Consider the following 15,694-nt stretch of genomic DNA (forward strand, 5'->3'; position numbering starts at 1 on the left):
CGCAGACACAAAAGAAAAACAGGCTCCGGAGCGAAGCTACGGAACCATGTTTCAAATCAACCTTACTCAAACTATAGCAGAACGTGCGCGGCAATTGCCAGATTTTTTGTCACACACGCTCATGTCCGTTCAGCCATGTCCGTGCACTGCCTGTGGATTGAGGGGTGCTCCGCTGGCGTAGACGCGCCGGGCAAGCAGCGCGAGGAGAAGCAGGGTGACGGTCGCCACGGCGCAGGAAACCGCAAAACCGGCGGAGAAGGCGTGCCTTGCCGCTTCCAGCCATGCGGCGTTGGTCAGTCCGAACGTCTTTGCCGTCTCAAGCGCGCTGGCGAGTGTCGAGCGTCCGCCTTCCGCAAGCGCGGGCGGCACCTCACCGAAATCGACCGGCTGCATGGTCAAGCGATAGATCACGGTGCCGAGGCTGCCGAGCAGAGCCACACCCATGGCGCCTCCGAATTCCGCGCCTGTCTCGGAAATCGCCGAGGCTGCACCGGCCCGTTCGGGCGGGGCGGAGCCGACGATCAGGCCGGTCGTGGTCAAGACCACGGGCACGAAGCCGAGACCGATGATCATGCTCGCAAACAGCACGAGGTAGAGGTTTTGCTGATAGGCGGCGACTGCCATGACGGCTGCGCCCAAAGCGTTGACGACGAGGCCGATGAGCACCGTCCTGACGGAACCGAGACGGTTTGTAATGCGCCAGGCCTGTAGCGACATGATGGTGAAGACGAGGCCCGGCGCAGCCGACCAGATTGCGGCGTCCAGCGGAGAGAGGCCGATCACCAGCTGCAGGAACTGGTTCTGGAACAGGAAGATGCCGAAGACGAAGAACACGCCGAAGAGGTTTACCAAAAGCGATGCCGTGAACGACGGGATCGCGAACAGCGATAGATCGATCAGCGGGTTTTCGAGCTTTTTCTGCCTCCGTATGAAGATGATGCCGAGCAGCATGCCGGCGGCAATGGGTGCGAGGTGAATGACCTGAAAGCCGTCGGTGGCGATGTGCTTCAGCCCATAGATGACTGGCAGGACGGTTGCCATGGAAAGGCCGACGCTGGGTAGGTCGAGCTTCGCGGTGTCGTCGCTGCGGAATTCCGGCAGCAGGAACGGCGCGGTCAAGACGAGGCCCAGCATGATCGGTACGTTGATGATAAAGACGGAACCCCAGTGGAAGAATTCCAGCAGCACGCCGCCGATGAGTGGTCCGACCAGGCCGCCGAGCGCAAACGCCGTGCCCCATATGCCGATGGCGCGGTTACGCTCGGTTTCGACCGAAAACAGATTGACGATCAGCGACAGCGTCGAGGGCGCGATCGTTGCGCCGGCGATCCCGAGAAGCGCGCGCGAAATAATGAGCATCTGCGCGGTCGACGAGAAGGCGGCAAGCAGCGAGGCAAGGCCGAAGCCGACGGCGCCGATCATCAGGATCTTGCGTCGACCGATGCGATCGCCGAGGGTGCCCATGGTGACCAGGAAGCCTGCGACCATGAAGCCGTAGATGTCGTTGATCCACAGTAGTTCGGCGGCCGATGGGTCGAGGTCGGCGGTGATCGCCGGGATCGCAAGGAACAGAACCGACAGGTCCATGGAATAGACGAGACAGGCGATGGACAGGATGAAAAGCCCGGTCCATTCGCGCTTTCCGGCTGGTGTCGCTGCTCGGGCGTTGCTGATCTGCATGGCGCAATCCTTGATGAGGCGTGGAGAGTGCCTCGCGGCGCGTGAATGGACAAATATGAAATTTTGATTGAATCCCCGCGACGGCGACAGCGATCAAAAGTCTCCTAGAGGCCAATGGTGACAGACGATGTCAGCAGACACGGATCCCGGCGGCGTACAGCGGGCGAGAGCCATCACAACACAACCTTTCGATGTTTGACTTTTAGAAATGGAACATATAGTGAACATACATGGTTGTAAAGACGCTGAAAGAACGGCTCGCGATCCTTTCGGACGCGGCGAAATATGATGCATCGTGTGCGTCCAGCGGCACGGTAAAACGCAACTCCTCCGCATCCGGAGGGCTCGGTTCGACGGAGGGCTCCGGTATCTGCCATGCCTACGCGCCGGATGGACGATGCATTTCGCTCTTGAAGATCCTGCTCACCAATTTCTGCATCTACGACTGCGCCTATTGCATCAACCGTTCCTCCAGCAATGTCGCGCGGGCGCGTTTCACGACCGACGAAGTGATCTGGCTGACGTTGGAATTCTACCGACGCAATTATATCGAGGGGCTGTTTCTGTCCTCCGGCATTATCCGCTCTTCCGATCACACGATGGAGGAGTTGGTGCGTGTGGCGCGGGAGCTTCGGACGACGCATAACTTCCGCGGCTACATCCACCTGAAGACCATTCCTGAGGCATCGCAGGCGCTGATCGAGGAGGCGGGGCTTTATGCCGACCGGCTGTCGATCAACATCGAACTGCCGACAGACAAGGGAATTACCGATTACGCGCCGCAAAAACAGCCGGCCGGTATTCGCAGGTCGATGGGCGCGTTGCGGCTGAAGATCGAGGACATGGCGGAGCCGACGCTGAAGACCAAACGCCGGCGCGTGTTCGCGCCTGCGGGGCAGAGTACACAGATGATCGTCGGTGCCGATGGGGCAAGCGATGCCACCATTCTCGGCACGAGTGCGCGGCTCTACGGCAGCTACCATCTGAAACGCGTCTACTATTCGGCCTTCAGTCCGATCCCGGATGCCTCGAGCAAGCTGCCATTGGTCAAGCCGCCGCTGATCCGGGAGCACAGGCTCTACCAGGCGGACTGGCTCTATCGGTTTTACGGCTTCGACATCGGCGAGATCACGTCCGCGCGACCTGACGGCATGCTTGATCTCGACCTCGATCCGAAACTGTCCTGGGCGCTCTCGCACCGGGACCGCTTTCCGGTCGACGTCAACCGGGCGGAGAAGGAGATGCTGCTGCGGGTGCCTGGCTTCGGCACGAAGACGGTGGCAAGTATTCTGGCGGCGCGCCGCTTCCGGCGCTTGCGGCTTGATGACCTGAAACGTCTCGGGGTGTCGCTGAAGAAGGTGCGCCCGTTCATTGTCGCGGAGAGCTGGACGCCGATGCGGCTTGCCGATCGGAGCGATCTTCGCGGGCTTTTCGCGCCGCCGCCAGAACAGCTTGCGTTGTTCTGATGCAGGAGGTCGTTCTCAGGGGCAGGGGTGATTTTGCGGAATGGCGTGACGCCGCCAGGGCCCTGCTGATGGGGGAGGTCGAACCAGACAAGGTCTCCTGGCTGTGCGCGGACAGAACGGACGGCGGGCTGTTCGCAAGCGCGAGTAGCGTCTTGCCCTCACCACGACCTGGTGCGAGGCCGCCCACGGTTCCGGCGCCCTTCTTTCACCTGGCCGAAGCGGTCATCTGTCATTCCGATCCTCGACGCTTTTCGCTGCTCTATCGTCTGCTGTGGCGATTGGCCGGTGACCGTGCTCTGCTCGGCATGCGCACGGACGTGGACGTGGTGGCGGCGCATCGGCTGGCAAAATCGGTGCGACGCGACTGCCACAAGATGACGGCGTTCGTGCGGTTCAAGGAGATGCCGCTCGCGCCGGGTGAGGCGGGACGGCGACGGTTCGTGGCATGGTTCGAGCCGGACCATTTCATCGTCGCCCGCACCGCGCCGTTCTTCCAGCGCCGGTTCACCGACATGGACTGGCTGATCGCATCTCCCAAAGGGTCGGCATCGTGGGACGGGGCGACGTTGCGGGCGACAGACGAGGGTGCGGAGAAACCCGATCTGTCGGATGACACCGACGATCTCTGGCGCACCTATTATGCCTCGATCTTCAATCCGGCGCGGCTGAAGGTCAAAATGATGACCACCGAGATGCCGAAGAAATACTGGAAGAACCTGGCGGAGGCCGATCTCATTCCTGGGCTGATCGCCTCTGCGGAGGCGCGCGTCATCGAAATGGCGGCACAGGCGCCGACCATGCCGCCGGCATTTCATCACCGGCTGCGACGGGCGGAGGAACCCGCGCCCGTCGTCGCCGGGGAGACGTTGGAGGCGGTGCGGCAGGAGGCGAGTACCTGCACCTTATGCCCGCTGCATTGCAAGGCAACGCAAACCGTGTTCGGCGAGGGGCCGGAGCGAGCTTCCGTCATGCTGGTCGGGGAGCAGCCCGGCGACGAAGAGGATGTTGCGAGGCGGCCGTTCGTCGGGCCGGCCGGCAGGTTGCTCAACGGGGTGCTGGAGGAAACCGGCATCGACCGCCGTGCGATCTATCTCACCAATGCCGTCAAGCACTTCAAATACGAACCGCGCGGGAGGCGGCGCATCCACCAGCGTCCGAATGCGGGCGAGGTGCAGAAATGCCGGTGGTGGCTGACCAAGGAGATCGACCTCGTTCAACCCCGGCTGATTGTCGCCATGGGGGCAACCGCCGTCACGGCGCTGACCGGCGAGACTTCGGCGCTTGGAGACATGCGGGGCGAGCGGATGCTGGAGGATGGTCGGCGGCTGTTCGTCACCGTCCATCCCTCCTACCTTTTGCGATTGCCGGATGAGGATCGCCGTGCGCAGGAGATGGAGCGTTTCCGGCGGGATTTCCGGGCGATCTCCGAGCGGATGGCGGTCTTATCGGCCGCTGGATGAGCGTCATGCGGCCCGTTTCTGAACGTAAACATCCAGCTTTGCGAGCGTTTGGCGGCCGCCATCCACGGCTCCGAACTTCAGCGTTGCGTTACGGGCTTCCGCCGTCGGGAATACAAGCGTCAGCGAAACCATGGTCTTGTTTCCCCGCTCTTCCAACGCGACGATGCCGATGAAATGCGCCGGTTCTCCCATCTCGCCCCCATGGTCGTAGACAATACGTGAGGGTGGGGAAATCTCGGTGTAGCGGATCCAGTTGGGCCAGTGTTTTCCGTCTGGCCCGATCATCGTGTAGCGCCAAAGGCCACCGACGGAAAATTCCATCTCATGTGTGTCATTGGTGAAGCCGTCTGGTCCCCACCAGGCGTCGAGATGCCTGGCGTCGGAAAAGGCTTCGAACACGAGTGGCCGGGGTGCCGACACCAGGCGTTCGACGCGGAGGATCTTGGCGGGGTCTAGTTCGGCGGACATGTCAGTTTGCTCCCTTTTCAAGAACGACCTGGAGCCTGTCGAAGTTCTGTTCGTTGGCGGCGTGGAGGAAGCGTTCGATTTCCAGGTTTTCCTCCGTCCGCTCGAACAGCATGCGCCAGGAAAGACGTGTGCCGTCCGGTTCTTCGACGAAGGTCATTTCAAGCGGAAAGGCGTGGACAGGTCCGTGATGGAATGCCCGTATCCGCTCTCCGGCGACCACCTCCTCGAAGCTCCAGTGATTGTGAAACTCATCGCCGTTCGATGCGATCATGGTGACGAGCCAGTCGCCGCCGGGCCGCAGGTCGAATGCGGTAATGCGGTTTGTGAAGCCGTCCGGTCCCCACCAGATTTCCAGCGTTTTTGGGTCGGCGAAGGCGTCGAACAGCGTCTGCCGACTTACCGGGAAGAGGCGGTCGTTGAGGATTTCGATCTTGTCAGTCATTGATGTCGCCCTCCTGTGTGCGTTTGTCCTGCAAAGTCGCGAGATAGGTATCGAGGCGCTCCAGCCTGTCCTCCCAGAGCTTGCGGTAGTCCGCGAGCCAGCTGTCCACCGCCTGCAACGGTTCCGGCTCAAGTCGGCATGGTCGCCACTGGGCATGGCGGCCACGCGAGATTAGCTTGGCGCGTTCCAGAACCTTCAGGTGCTTGGAAATCGCCGGCAGGCTCATCGAGAAGGGCGAAGCGAGTTCGTTCACTGTCGCTTCGCCTTGAGCCAGGCGCGCCAGGATGGCACGACGGGTTGGGTCGGCGAGGGCGGAGAGGGTTTCCGACAGAGGATCCGGGGCCATATTTATCTCATCGGTTAATTAACCTAGTAGCTAATTAATTTCGAAAAAGCTTTGTGTCAACACGCATCCGATTTGACAGCGAGATGAGGTGTGGAGATAGTCACCGGACGAGGAAAGCCGCCCCCGTGACGGAGCGGGAGGGATGTTTGCGGTCGACATTTATTCTGACAGCGGTGGCCATGGTCGCCTTTGCGGCCAATTCGCTTCTGGCCCGTCAAGCACTTGGCGTGCCAGCGATCGATCCCGCCGGCTATACGGCGCTGCGCGTCATCTCCGGCGCTATTGTTCTCTTCCTGCTGTTTCGGCGGAGGCGCGGGTTGACCCACGGTGGCAGCATTCCCGGAAGCTGGCCGGCGGCGTTGGCGCTGTTTCTGTATGCCATCGCGTTTTCGGCGGCCTATGTCGACCTGGGTGCGGCAACGGGCGCGTTGATCCTGTTTTCCTCGGTACAGGCGACGATGCTGGTCTATGCCGTGGCGCGGGGCGATCGGCCCAGCCTTAACGAGGCGCTCGGTTTTGCCGTCGCGTTCGCTGCCTTCGTCTATCTCGTCCTTCCGGGCGCAGGCCGCCCGGATCTCTTTGGCAGTCTGTTGATGATCGTCTCTGGCGTGGCGTGGGGAGCCTATACCCTGCTTGGTCGTGGTTCTGTCGATCCGGTAGGGGAGACGGCAGGCAATTTCGTTCGTGCCTCCGCATTCTGTATCCCGCTTGGCTTTTATGCGTTGGTTGGGGAAAGCGCGACGACCGTTGGCGTCGTGCTGGCCCTCACATCGGGGATTGTAGCGTCCGGTCTCGGCTATGCAATCTGGTACAGCGCGCTTCGCGGACTGACGACATTCCGGGCAGCACTGATTCAGCTTTCGGTTCCAGTTATCGCCGCGGCCGGTGCAATCCTCCTGCTCGGGGAAGCGCTAACGCTGCACTTCGTCGTCGCCGGCTTCGTCGTGCTCGGCGGTATTGCCTTCGCCATTCTCTCAAAACAAAAAAGGCAGGCCTGAGACCTGCCTTTTCAATAGCTTGTCCACGTTTCCTCAGAAATAGCTCTGCAGCGGGCGCACTTCAAGCTGGCCACTCTTCAGCGCGCGGATCGCTTCCGCCGCGGCCAGCGCGCCGGCCATCGTGGTGTAGTAGGGCACCTTCTGCATCAGCGCGGCGCGGCGCAGAGACTTGGAATCCGAGATCGCCTTGTTGCCGTCCGTCGTGTTGATGACCAGCTGAACCTGGCGGTTGCGGATTGCATCCTCAATGTGCGGACGGCCCTCGAGCACCTTGTTGATCTTGATCGCTTCGATGCCCTTTTCGGCAAGGAAGCGCTGGGTGCCACCGGTCGCCATGACCTTGAAGCCGATCTCGGTCAGGATGCGGATCGCCGGCAGAACACGCTCCTTGTCCTCGTCGCGGACGGACACGAAGACGGTGCCGTCGCGCGGCAGTTCGACATTGGCGCCGAGCTGGCTCTTGGCAAAAGCGAGCGCGAAGTTCGTGTCGAGACCGATGACCTCGCCGGTCGAGCGCATTTCCGGGCCAAGCAGCGTATCGACGCCGGGGAAGCGGGCAAACGGGAACACGGCTTCCTTGACGGCGATATGCTTCAGCGCGCGGGGATCGGGCTTCTCGCCATAGGCCTTGAAGACCGGATCGAGCTTTTCGCCGGCCATGACACGGGCGGCGATCTTGGCGATCGGCGCGCCGATGGTCTTGGCGACGAAGGGCACGGTACGCGAGGCGCGCGGGTTGACTTCGAGCACGTAGACAACACCGTCCTTGATGGCGAACTGGACGTTCATCAGGCCGCCGACGTTCAGGGCCTTTGCCATGGCCTTGGCCTGGCGTTCCAGTTCGTCGGTCATCTCCGCAGACAGCGTGCGCGGCGGCAGCGAGCAGGCACTATCGCCGGAGTGAATGCCAGCTTCCTCGATATGCTCCATGATACCGGCGACATAGACGTCCGTGCCATCGCACAGGCAGTCGACATCGACTTCGATGGCGTTGGTCAGATAGCTGTCGAACAGCAGCGGGTTCTTGGAGAGAAGCGTGTTGATCTGGCCGGTCTTGTCGTTCGGATAGCGCTGCTTGATATCCTCGGGAACGAGTTCTGGAACGGTATCGAGCAGGTAGGCCTGCAACTGGCTTTCCTGGTGGATGATCTGCATGGCGCGGCCGCCGAGCACGTAGGACGGGCGCACGACGAGCGGGAAGCCGATCTCGCTTGCGACCACACGGGCCTGCTCGACCGAGTAGGCAATGCCGTTGTTCGGCTGGGTCAGGTCGAGCTTCGTCAGGAGCTTCTGGAAGCGGTCGCGGTCTTCGGCAAGATCGATCATGTCAGGCGCCGTGCCGAGGATCGGGATACCGTTCTTTTCCAGCGCTTCGGCGAGCTTCAGCGGCGTCTGTCCGCCGAACTGAACGATGACGCCGACCAGTTCGCCCTTTTCCTGCTCGGCGCGCATGATCTCGATCACGTCTTCGGCCGTCAGCGGCTCGAAATAGAGACGGTCGGAGGTGTCGTAGTCGGTCGAGACGGTCTCCGGGTTGCAGTTGACCATGATCGCTTCAAAGCCAGCGTCCTTCAGCGCGAAGGCGGCGTGGCAGCAGCAATAGTCGAACTCGATGCCCTGGCCGATGCGGTTCGGACCACCGCCGAGGATGACGACCTTCTTGCGGTCCGACACCTGTGCCTCCGAGCGCGTGGCGCCGACGAAGGGCGTCTCGTAGGTGGAGTACATGTAAGCCGTCGGCGAGGCAAACTCGGCCGCGCAGGTGTCGATGCGCTTGAAGACGGGGCGCACGCCGAGGCCGTTGCGCAGTTCCGCGACTTCCTTCGGACGCTTGCCGGTCAGCGAGGCGAGGCGCGCGTCGGAGAAGCCCATGGCCTTCAGCATGCGCAGGTTTTCGGCATCCTGCGGCAGGCCGTGCTCGCGGATGCGTGCTTCCATGTCGACGATCGCCTTGAACTGGGCGATGAACCACGGATCGATCTTGCAGCCTTCATGCACTTCGGCTTCCGACATGCCGAGGCGCAGCGCCTGGGCGACCATGCGGAGGCGATCCGGGGTCGGCGTGCCGATCGCGGCACGAATGGCGTTCTTGTCGTCGGCGCCGTCGCCGTTGGCGCCGAGGCCGGGGATTTCGATCTCGTCGAGACCCGTGAGGCCCGTTTCGAGACCGCGAAGGGCCTTCTGCAGCGATTCCGCGAAGGTGCGGCCAATGGCCATGACTTCGCCGACAGACTTCATGGCGGTGGTGAGCACAGGCGAGGCGCCCGGGAATTTCTCGAAGGCGAAGCGCGGGATCTTGGTGACGACGTAGTCGATCGAGGGTTCGAACGAAGCGGGCGTCGCGCCGCCGGTGATGTCGTTTTCCAGTTCGTCGAGCGTGTAGCCGATGGCGAGCTTGGCGGCGATCTTGGCGATCGGGAAGCCGGTGGCCTTGGAGGCGAGTGCTGACGAGCGCGAGACGCGCGGGTTCATCTCGATGACGACGAGGCGGCCGTCCTTCGGGTTGACGGCGAACTGAACGTTCGAGCCGCCGGTCTCGACGCCGATCTCGCGGAGAACCGCGATCGAGGCGTTGCGCATGATCTGGTATTCCTTGTCGGTCAGCGTCAGCGCTGGCGCGACGGTGATGGAATCGCCGGTGTGGACGCCCATCGGATCGATGTTCTCGATCGAGCAGATGATGATGCAGTTGTCCGCCTTGTCGCGGACGACCTCCATCTCATACTCCTTCCAGCCGAGCACGGACTCCTCGATCAGCACTTCTGTCGTCGGTGACGCATCGAGACCGCCGCCGACGATGTCGAAGAATTCCGAGCGGTTGTAGGCGATACCGCCGCCGGTGCCGCCGAGCGTGAAGGACGGGCGGATGATGGCCGGCAGGCCGACATGGTCGAGCGCCTGGGCGGCAATCGCCATAGCGTGGCTCATGTAACGCTGCTTGCGGTCGCTTTCACCAAGGTTCCACTGATTTTCGAGTTCGTCTAGCGCCTTGTCGAGTTCGGCACCTGACAGTTTCGCGCGCAGTTCGGCACGGGCCGCCTCATGCGTCTTGCGGTCAGCGTCCTTGATGTCGGTGGCGTTGGCCAGCATGGAGCGGGGCGTTTCGAGCCCGATCTTCGCCATGGCCTCGCGGAAGAGCGCGCGGTCTTCTGCCTTGTCGATCGCCTCGGGCTTCGCACCGATCATCTCGACATTGTAGCGGTCCAGAACGCCCATGCGCTTCAGGGAGAGGGCGGTATTGAGCGCGGTCTGGCCGCCCATGGTCGGCAGCAGCGCGTCCGGGCGCTCCTTGGCGATGATCTTGGCGACGACCTCCGGGGTGATCGGCTCGACATAGGTCGCGTCGGCGAGGCCCGGATCGGTCATGATCGTCGCCGGGTTGGAGTTCACCAGGATGACCCGGTAGCCTTCTTCCTTCAGCGCCTTGCAGGCCTGCGTGCCGGAGTAGTCGAATTCGCATGCCTGGCCAATGACGATCGGTCCAGCGCCGATGATGAGGATGGACTTGATATCTTGGCGCTTCGGCATCGGCGTCTTCCAATTTCTTGTTGCGCGAAAAACCGGCCAGGGCAATTTACCGGCCGGGGCGCGCAAGGAGGGTCTTTTCAGGCTAGAAGCGGCTTATAGGGAAATGTTTGCCGGAGCGGAACCCCGGAAATGACGAATCCCGCATGATTTATTCGCGCATCTGATGATGTGACTTCGGAAGGCGTCACACCGACGTTGCACTGTTTGCCTAGACGGCATTTTCCAGTTCAAGCAGGAACCACCATGGACCAGACCAGTCTCGCCGCCCGCCTCCAGACATACGCAAGGAAAAGCAACGCTGCGCCGCCCCGGCATTTCGGCACGCGGTACGACGCGAGCGGCACTTTCCTGCCCGAACCGGGTAATACGGTCGTATGCCACCTGATGCCGGGAACGGAGACAGATAGGGCGCTCGCAGATGCGCGTCAGAGATATCTCGACATGCCGGAGGCAAGGCAGCTGGCGTTCACACCGCTCTCCAGCCTGCACATGACGCTCTTTCAGGGGATCATCGAGTATCGGCGGACGGAGGGTTACTGGCCGGCGGATGTGCCGCTCGCGACTCCGATCGAGGATATGACGGCGATCCTGGCGCAAAGGGTGGCGGGCTTCTCCCCCGGTCCGGCCTTCCAGATGAAAGTCGTCGAGGCGCTGCCGACCGGGTTGACGCTCGAGGGCGCGACGGAGGCTGACCGCAGGGCTTTGATGGACTGGCGCAACCGTCTCGCAGATCTGTTCGGCTACCGTCATCCCGACCACGATACCTATGTCTTCCATATCACCTTCGCCTATGTCACCGATTGGTTCGACGAGGAGGCGCTGGCGCGGTGGCATGCGATGCTCGACGAGGTTGCTAAGGATATCCAACGGCGCGCACCCGTTCTGGAGCTGAAGCCGCCGGCATTCTGTTCGTTTGAGGACATGAACCACTTTGAGGAACTCATCGTGTTGCCGGTGTCCGGCTGAACGGAAACGGACGGTTCGGAAACCGCAGGCCGGTCTCGGGCGTATTAAGGTGCACCCCTCATCGCCGCCGGATCATCTCCGGCCAACACCGGAGCCCTTCATGATCCTCGTTCACTATCTCGAAAACTCACGTGCCCACCGGATACTCTGGTTGCTGGAGGAACTCGCGGTTCCGTACGAGGTGAACGTCTACCGGCGCCGGCCTGACATGCAGGCGCCGCCGGAATTGAAGGCGGTGCATCCGCTCGGCAAGTCGCCGATGATCGAGGATGACGGCAGGATCATTGCCGAAAGCGGTGCGATCATCGAATATCTGGTGCAGACCTATGGCGGCGACGCCCTGCGACCAAGACCGGGAACAGATGAGGCGCTGCGCTACACATACTGGCTTCACTACGCGGAAGGCTCGGCCATGCCGCTTCTGGTGATGAAGCTGATCTTCTCGAAATTGCCCGGCCAGATGCCGCTCCTGCTGCGCCCTGTTGCACGCCTGATCTCGAACGGCGTGTCGGCGAAGCTTCTCGACCCGCAACTCGCCAACCATCTGGCGTTCTGGGAGAGCGAGGTATCGCGCGGCGGCTACTTCGCGGGTGAGGCGTTTTCGGCGGCAGACATCGCAATGAGTTTCCCGGTGGAGACTGCAATGAGCCGCTATGCCGGGGCGGCTGAGACGCGGCATCTCCGACCCTGGCTTGAGGCAGCCCGTTCCCGTGGCGCCTACAGGCGGGCACTGGAGCGGGGAGGGCTCTACGCCTATTCCAAGACTTGACCGCTGTTAAGACGCAAGGCCGCCGGTCACGCCGGCTGCCACGCGTTCCGCGGTTTGTCGTCAGAACTCCTGCCATTCTTCGGCGGTGTTCCCGCCGGCGGTCTTGGTGAAGGCCGTGGCAATCTTGTTGCCGAGCGCACGTGCCGGCGATGGCGCGGGACGGGACTGGGCGCCGGCGACAGACGGGCTTGCGGGTGCGACGGGCGCGGCCCTCGCAGGCATCGCTGCCGGCTGCGACGCGCCAACGAGGCCCAGGTTGAACTGGGCCAGACGGTTGGAAAGCGCAGACACCTCCTGCACCAGCGTGTGGGAGGCGGCATTCGTTTCCTCGACCATGGCGGCGTTGCGCTGCGTGCCCTGGTCCATGACGTTGATCGCGGTGTTGATTTCCTGGAGCGAAGTCGACTGTTCGCGCGCGGCCATGACGATGGCCTGGACGTTGCTGTTGATGTCCTGCACCTCCGCAACGATGGCTTCCAGCGCTTCGCCGGTTTCTCCGACAAGGGCCACGCCGTGTTTGACATGGTCGCCCGAGGCGGTGATCAGCGACTTGATCTCTTTGGCGGCATTGGCGGAACGCTGGGCGAGTTCGCGAACTTCCTGAGCCACGACGGCGAAGCCCTTGCCTGCTTCCCCGGCACGAGCGGCCTCGACGCCCGCATTCAGCGCCAGCAGGTTGGTCTGGAAGGCGATCTCGTCGATCACGCCAATGATGTTGGAGATCGACTCGGACGATTGTTCGATTTCGCTCATGGCGGCAACAGCCCGGCGGACGACTTCGCCCGAGCGCTCCGCGCCATCCTTGGTGCGGTTCACAAGGTCACCGGCATCCTCAGCGCGGCGGGTGGAATCCTTGATCGACTTGGTGATTTCGTCGAGTGCCGCGGCTGTTTCCTCGACCGAGGCGGCCTGCTGTTCCGTCCGCTTGGCAAGATCGTCTGCTGCCGAGCGGATTTCTTCCGAGCCGCTGCGGATGGTCGCGGCGTTTTCGGAAAAGGACACCATCGCCGCCTGCAGCTTCTCGATCGACTGGTTGAAATCGGTTCGAACCGAATCGAGGTTGGCGGTAAACGGACGCTCGAGACGAACAGTCATGTCGCCGTTTGCCAGACGCGAAAGCCCGGCGCTCAATTCGTCGACGACGAAACGGATATCGGCTTCGCGGGCGCGGTGCTCCTTGGAACGTTCCTGACGATCTAGTTCCTCCTGCTCCAGTCGGGCCTCGTCCTTCTTCTCCAGTTCGAGCTTTTCGCGACTGTTGTTGAGCAGGATTTCCAGTGATCGCGACAGGTCGCCAAGTTCGTCGGTGCGATCGACATTTGTCAGCGTGACATCGAAGCGGCCTTCGGCAATCTGCGTGGTCTGGTCGACGACATCGGCGATCCGGCGCACGAAGCGGCGCGCGATCAGCCAACCGGCGACACTGAGGACGACGACGCCCGCGACAATGATCAGGGCGGCCGTTGCGATGAGGCTATCCAATTTGGCAAACACGGTGGCTTCCGGCACCGCGGCGATGGCGAACCAGCTTGCACCTTCAAAAGGCTTGATCGGCACTGCCACGGCGAGAAGGTGTGTTCCGTCCTTTGCCGGCAGGGCCACAGCATCGCCGGGGGTCGCGACAACCTTTTGCCAAGCGGCGGCATCCAGGCCGGACTCGGCGAGGCTTTTGCCGACGATCGTGCTGTCGGGATGGGCTACAACGGCGCCCGCGGCGGAAAGCATAGCGATGAAGCCATCGCCAAGGGGTTTCTTTTCCGCAAGCTGTTGCGAGGCTTCGGCGAGATCGATATCGGCTCCGACATAGCCGACAACCTTGCCGTCGGCTTTTGCCGGCACCGAGATCGTCGTCATCAAGACGTCCTTGCCGTCGACCGGATAGACATACGGTTCGAGCAGGACGGGCTTGCCGGTATCGTGCGGCAGGATGTAGTAATCGCCGGCACCCGGTTTGTCGTAGTCAACCAGCACATCCGTCTGGATCGCGCCACCGCTTCGGAAGATATACGGCACGAAGCGTCCGCTTGCATCATGTGCGGGGGCGTTGACGAACTCGCTGTCCTTGCCGTCGAAGGTGTCGGGATCCCAGCCGGTCGAAACGCCCACCAGGTTTGGCGCACGGGTCAGGAACTCCTGCATCAGCGCCATGACGTTGTCGCGCGTTGCGGTGCCGGATGTGCGAACGGCGCTGATCGCGGCTTCCATGTCCGCAACCAGCTGGTAGTCCTTGCGCAGGTCGGATTCGATCTCGGCTGCGTTTTGTGCCGCAGCGAGCGTCATCTCGGTGATGCTTGCGTCGCGAATGCCGGAATAGGTGACATAGAGCAGTGCTCCGGCCGCCGTCATGGTTGTCGCCAATCCCAGGGCAACGATCGAGAACACGTTCCTGCTTGTCGCCGACCTGAATATCATGACACCCCTCGCTCCCTCGGTGATTGGATCCAGCCGGCGACAACGGTAGGTAAACGTCGTTAACAAACCCTTGCTTCGGCGGTTGCAGGGCATAGTCGCTGCGGGTCGCGGAGCGACGTCGCTTTTGACGGATTTTTTCCGGTGGCGCCCGGAACCCATTGACCTGTAGATTGTTCTTCGGGCTCGGATGCTTCAGGAGAGGGCAGAAAGATGGAATGGAGAGGCCGTCGGCAATCCAACAATGTCGAGGACCGGCGCGGGACGTCGCTTGGTCGCGGGCGCATGGGCGGCAATCCGTTCGGCGGGCGGGGCATGCGTATTCCAACAGGTGGGCGCGGTGGCGGTTTGTCAATTTCGACGATCATCTTCCTCGTCGTCATCTACTTCGTCCTGAAGATGATGGGTATCGACATGCTGCAGGTGCTCGACGATGGTTCGAGCTCCGGTAGCGGATACGAGCAGTCGGCGGGGTCGCAGCCGAGCTCCCCTGCAAGCGACGAGATGACGGCTTTTGTGCGGACCGTATTGGCCGAGACCGAAGACGTATGGCATGGCATCTTCCAGGCCGACGGCGAAACCTACCGCGAGCCGACACTGGTCCTGTTCTCCGACCGAACGTCCTCGCCTTGCGGGGCCGCATCGTCGGCCACCGGGCCGTTTTATTGCCCGGCCGATATGAAGGTCTATCTGGATACGGACTTCTTTCGCCAACTTGACCGGCAGTTCGGTGCGTCCGGCGATTTTGCCCAGGCCTATGTGATCGCGCATGAGGTTGGCCATCACGTGCAGAACCTCACCGGCGTCTTACCGAAGTTCAACGAGATGCGCCGCTCGATGACCGAAGTCGAGGCTAACCAGATGTCCGTGCGCGTCGAACTGCAGGCCGATTGCTTCGCGGGTATCTGGGGCAAGTTCACCGAGCAGAAGGGGCTGCTGGAGCAGGGCGATCTGGAGGAGGCGCTCAACGCCGCCCACCAGATCGGCGACGACACCTTGCAAAAACGCAGCCAGGGCTATGTCGTGCCCGACAGCTTCAACCACGGCACCTCCGAGCAAAGGGCAAAGTGGTTCCGTCGCGGTTTTGAGAGCGGACGCTTCTCCGATTGCGATACATTCTCCGGACCCGTGTGATTTGCCGAGGTACAGAACACAGGGCGCG

The 15,694-nt window shown here is 62.1% G+C and carries 12 protein-coding genes; 6 read left to right on the forward strand and 6 right to left on the reverse strand.

Annotation, left to right across the window (positions count from 1 at the left end; translation table 11 throughout):
* Positions 1 to 129 precede the first annotated feature (129 nt).
* Complete coding sequence (locus J5J10_RS04650; RefSeq protein WP_211929022.1) at positions 130 to 1,680, reverse strand: MFS transporter; 1,551 nt, start codon at positions 1,678 to 1,680, stop codon at positions 130 to 132.
* A gap of 230 nt (positions 1,681 to 1,910) precedes the next feature.
* Here J5J10_RS04650 and J5J10_RS04655 point away from each other — a divergent pair, with 230 nt between their 5' ends.
* Positions 1,911 to 3,146 carry a putative DNA modification/repair radical SAM protein gene (locus tag J5J10_RS04655; RefSeq protein ID WP_211929023.1) on the forward strand — a complete coding sequence of 412 codons (1,236 nt, stop codon included), beginning with the start codon at positions 1,911 to 1,913 and terminating at the stop codon, positions 3,144 to 3,146.
* Complete coding sequence (locus J5J10_RS04660; protein WP_211929024.1) at positions 3,146 to 4,606, forward strand: UdgX family uracil-DNA binding protein; 1,461 nt, start codon at positions 3,146 to 3,148, stop codon at positions 4,604 to 4,606. Before J5J10_RS04655 ends, J5J10_RS04660 begins: the two co-directional genes overlap by 1 nt.
* Before the next feature lie 3 nt (positions 4,607 to 4,609).
* Here the strand turns inward: J5J10_RS04660 and J5J10_RS04665 are convergent, their stop codons facing one another.
* Genes J5J10_RS04665 through J5J10_RS04675 form a run of 3 tightly spaced genes read right to left on the reverse strand, consistent with a single transcriptional unit; the run spans position 4,610 to position 5,862 of the window.
* Positions 4,610 to 5,074: an SRPBCC family protein gene (locus J5J10_RS04665; protein ID WP_211929025.1), complete on the reverse strand. Its 465-nt coding sequence runs from the start codon at positions 5,072 to 5,074 to the stop codon at positions 4,610 to 4,612.
* Between the two features lies 1 nt (position 5,075).
* Positions 5,076 to 5,516, reverse strand: a complete 441-nt coding sequence (locus J5J10_RS04670; RefSeq protein WP_211929026.1) for an SRPBCC domain-containing protein — start codon at positions 5,514 to 5,516, stop codon at positions 5,076 to 5,078.
* Positions 5,509 to 5,862: a metalloregulator ArsR/SmtB family transcription factor gene (locus J5J10_RS04675; RefSeq protein WP_211929027.1), complete on the reverse strand. Its 354-nt coding sequence runs from the start codon at positions 5,860 to 5,862 to the stop codon at positions 5,509 to 5,511. The genes J5J10_RS04670 and J5J10_RS04675 overlap by 8 nt, the downstream gene beginning before the upstream one ends.
* 146 nt (positions 5,863 to 6,008) lie before the next feature.
* Between J5J10_RS04675 and J5J10_RS04680 the strand changes: the two genes are divergently transcribed.
* Positions 6,009 to 6,860, forward strand: a complete 852-nt coding sequence (locus J5J10_RS04680; protein WP_211929028.1) for a DMT family transporter — start codon at positions 6,009 to 6,011, stop codon at positions 6,858 to 6,860.
* Positions 6,861 to 6,893: 33 nt separating this feature from the next.
* On the opposite strand, the gene carB is transcribed toward J5J10_RS04680, so the two are convergent.
* Positions 6,894 to 10,388, reverse strand: coding sequence for a carbamoyl-phosphate synthase large subunit (carB, locus tag J5J10_RS04685; protein WP_211929029.1), 3,495 nt, complete (start codon positions 10,386 to 10,388; stop codon positions 6,894 to 6,896).
* Positions 10,389 to 10,631: 243 nt separating this feature from the next.
* Between carB and J5J10_RS04690 the strand changes: the two genes are divergently transcribed.
* Positions 10,632 to 11,354, forward strand: a complete 723-nt coding sequence (locus tag J5J10_RS04690) for a DUF1868 domain-containing protein (protein WP_211929030.1) — start codon at positions 10,632 to 10,634, stop codon at positions 11,352 to 11,354.
* A gap of 100 nt (positions 11,355 to 11,454) precedes the next feature.
* The gene (locus tag J5J10_RS04695) at positions 11,455 to 12,123 is read left to right on the forward strand and encodes a glutathione S-transferase (protein ID WP_211929031.1); all 669 of its coding nucleotides are present in this window, start codon (positions 11,455 to 11,457) and stop codon (positions 12,121 to 12,123) included.
* Positions 12,124 to 12,183: 60 nt separating this feature from the next.
* On the opposite strand, the gene J5J10_RS04700 is transcribed toward J5J10_RS04695, so the two are convergent.
* Positions 12,184 to 14,535: a methyl-accepting chemotaxis protein gene (locus J5J10_RS04700; RefSeq protein ID WP_211929032.1), complete on the reverse strand. Its 2,352-nt coding sequence runs from the start codon at positions 14,533 to 14,535 to the stop codon at positions 12,184 to 12,186.
* 210 nt (positions 14,536 to 14,745) lie between these two features.
* Between J5J10_RS04700 and J5J10_RS04705 the strand changes: the two genes are divergently transcribed.
* Positions 14,746 to 15,666 (forward strand): neutral zinc metallopeptidase, encoded by a 921-nt coding sequence (locus J5J10_RS04705; protein ID WP_211929033.1) that lies wholly within the window; start codon positions 14,746 to 14,748, stop codon positions 15,664 to 15,666.
* Positions 15,667 to 15,694 lie beyond the last annotated feature (28 nt).

Origin of the sequence: Ciceribacter sp. L1K23, from assembly GCF_018122705.1 — a bacterium.
In the GTDB taxonomy this organism is placed as follows: domain Bacteria; phylum Pseudomonadota; class Alphaproteobacteria; order Rhizobiales; family Rhizobiaceae; genus Allorhizobium.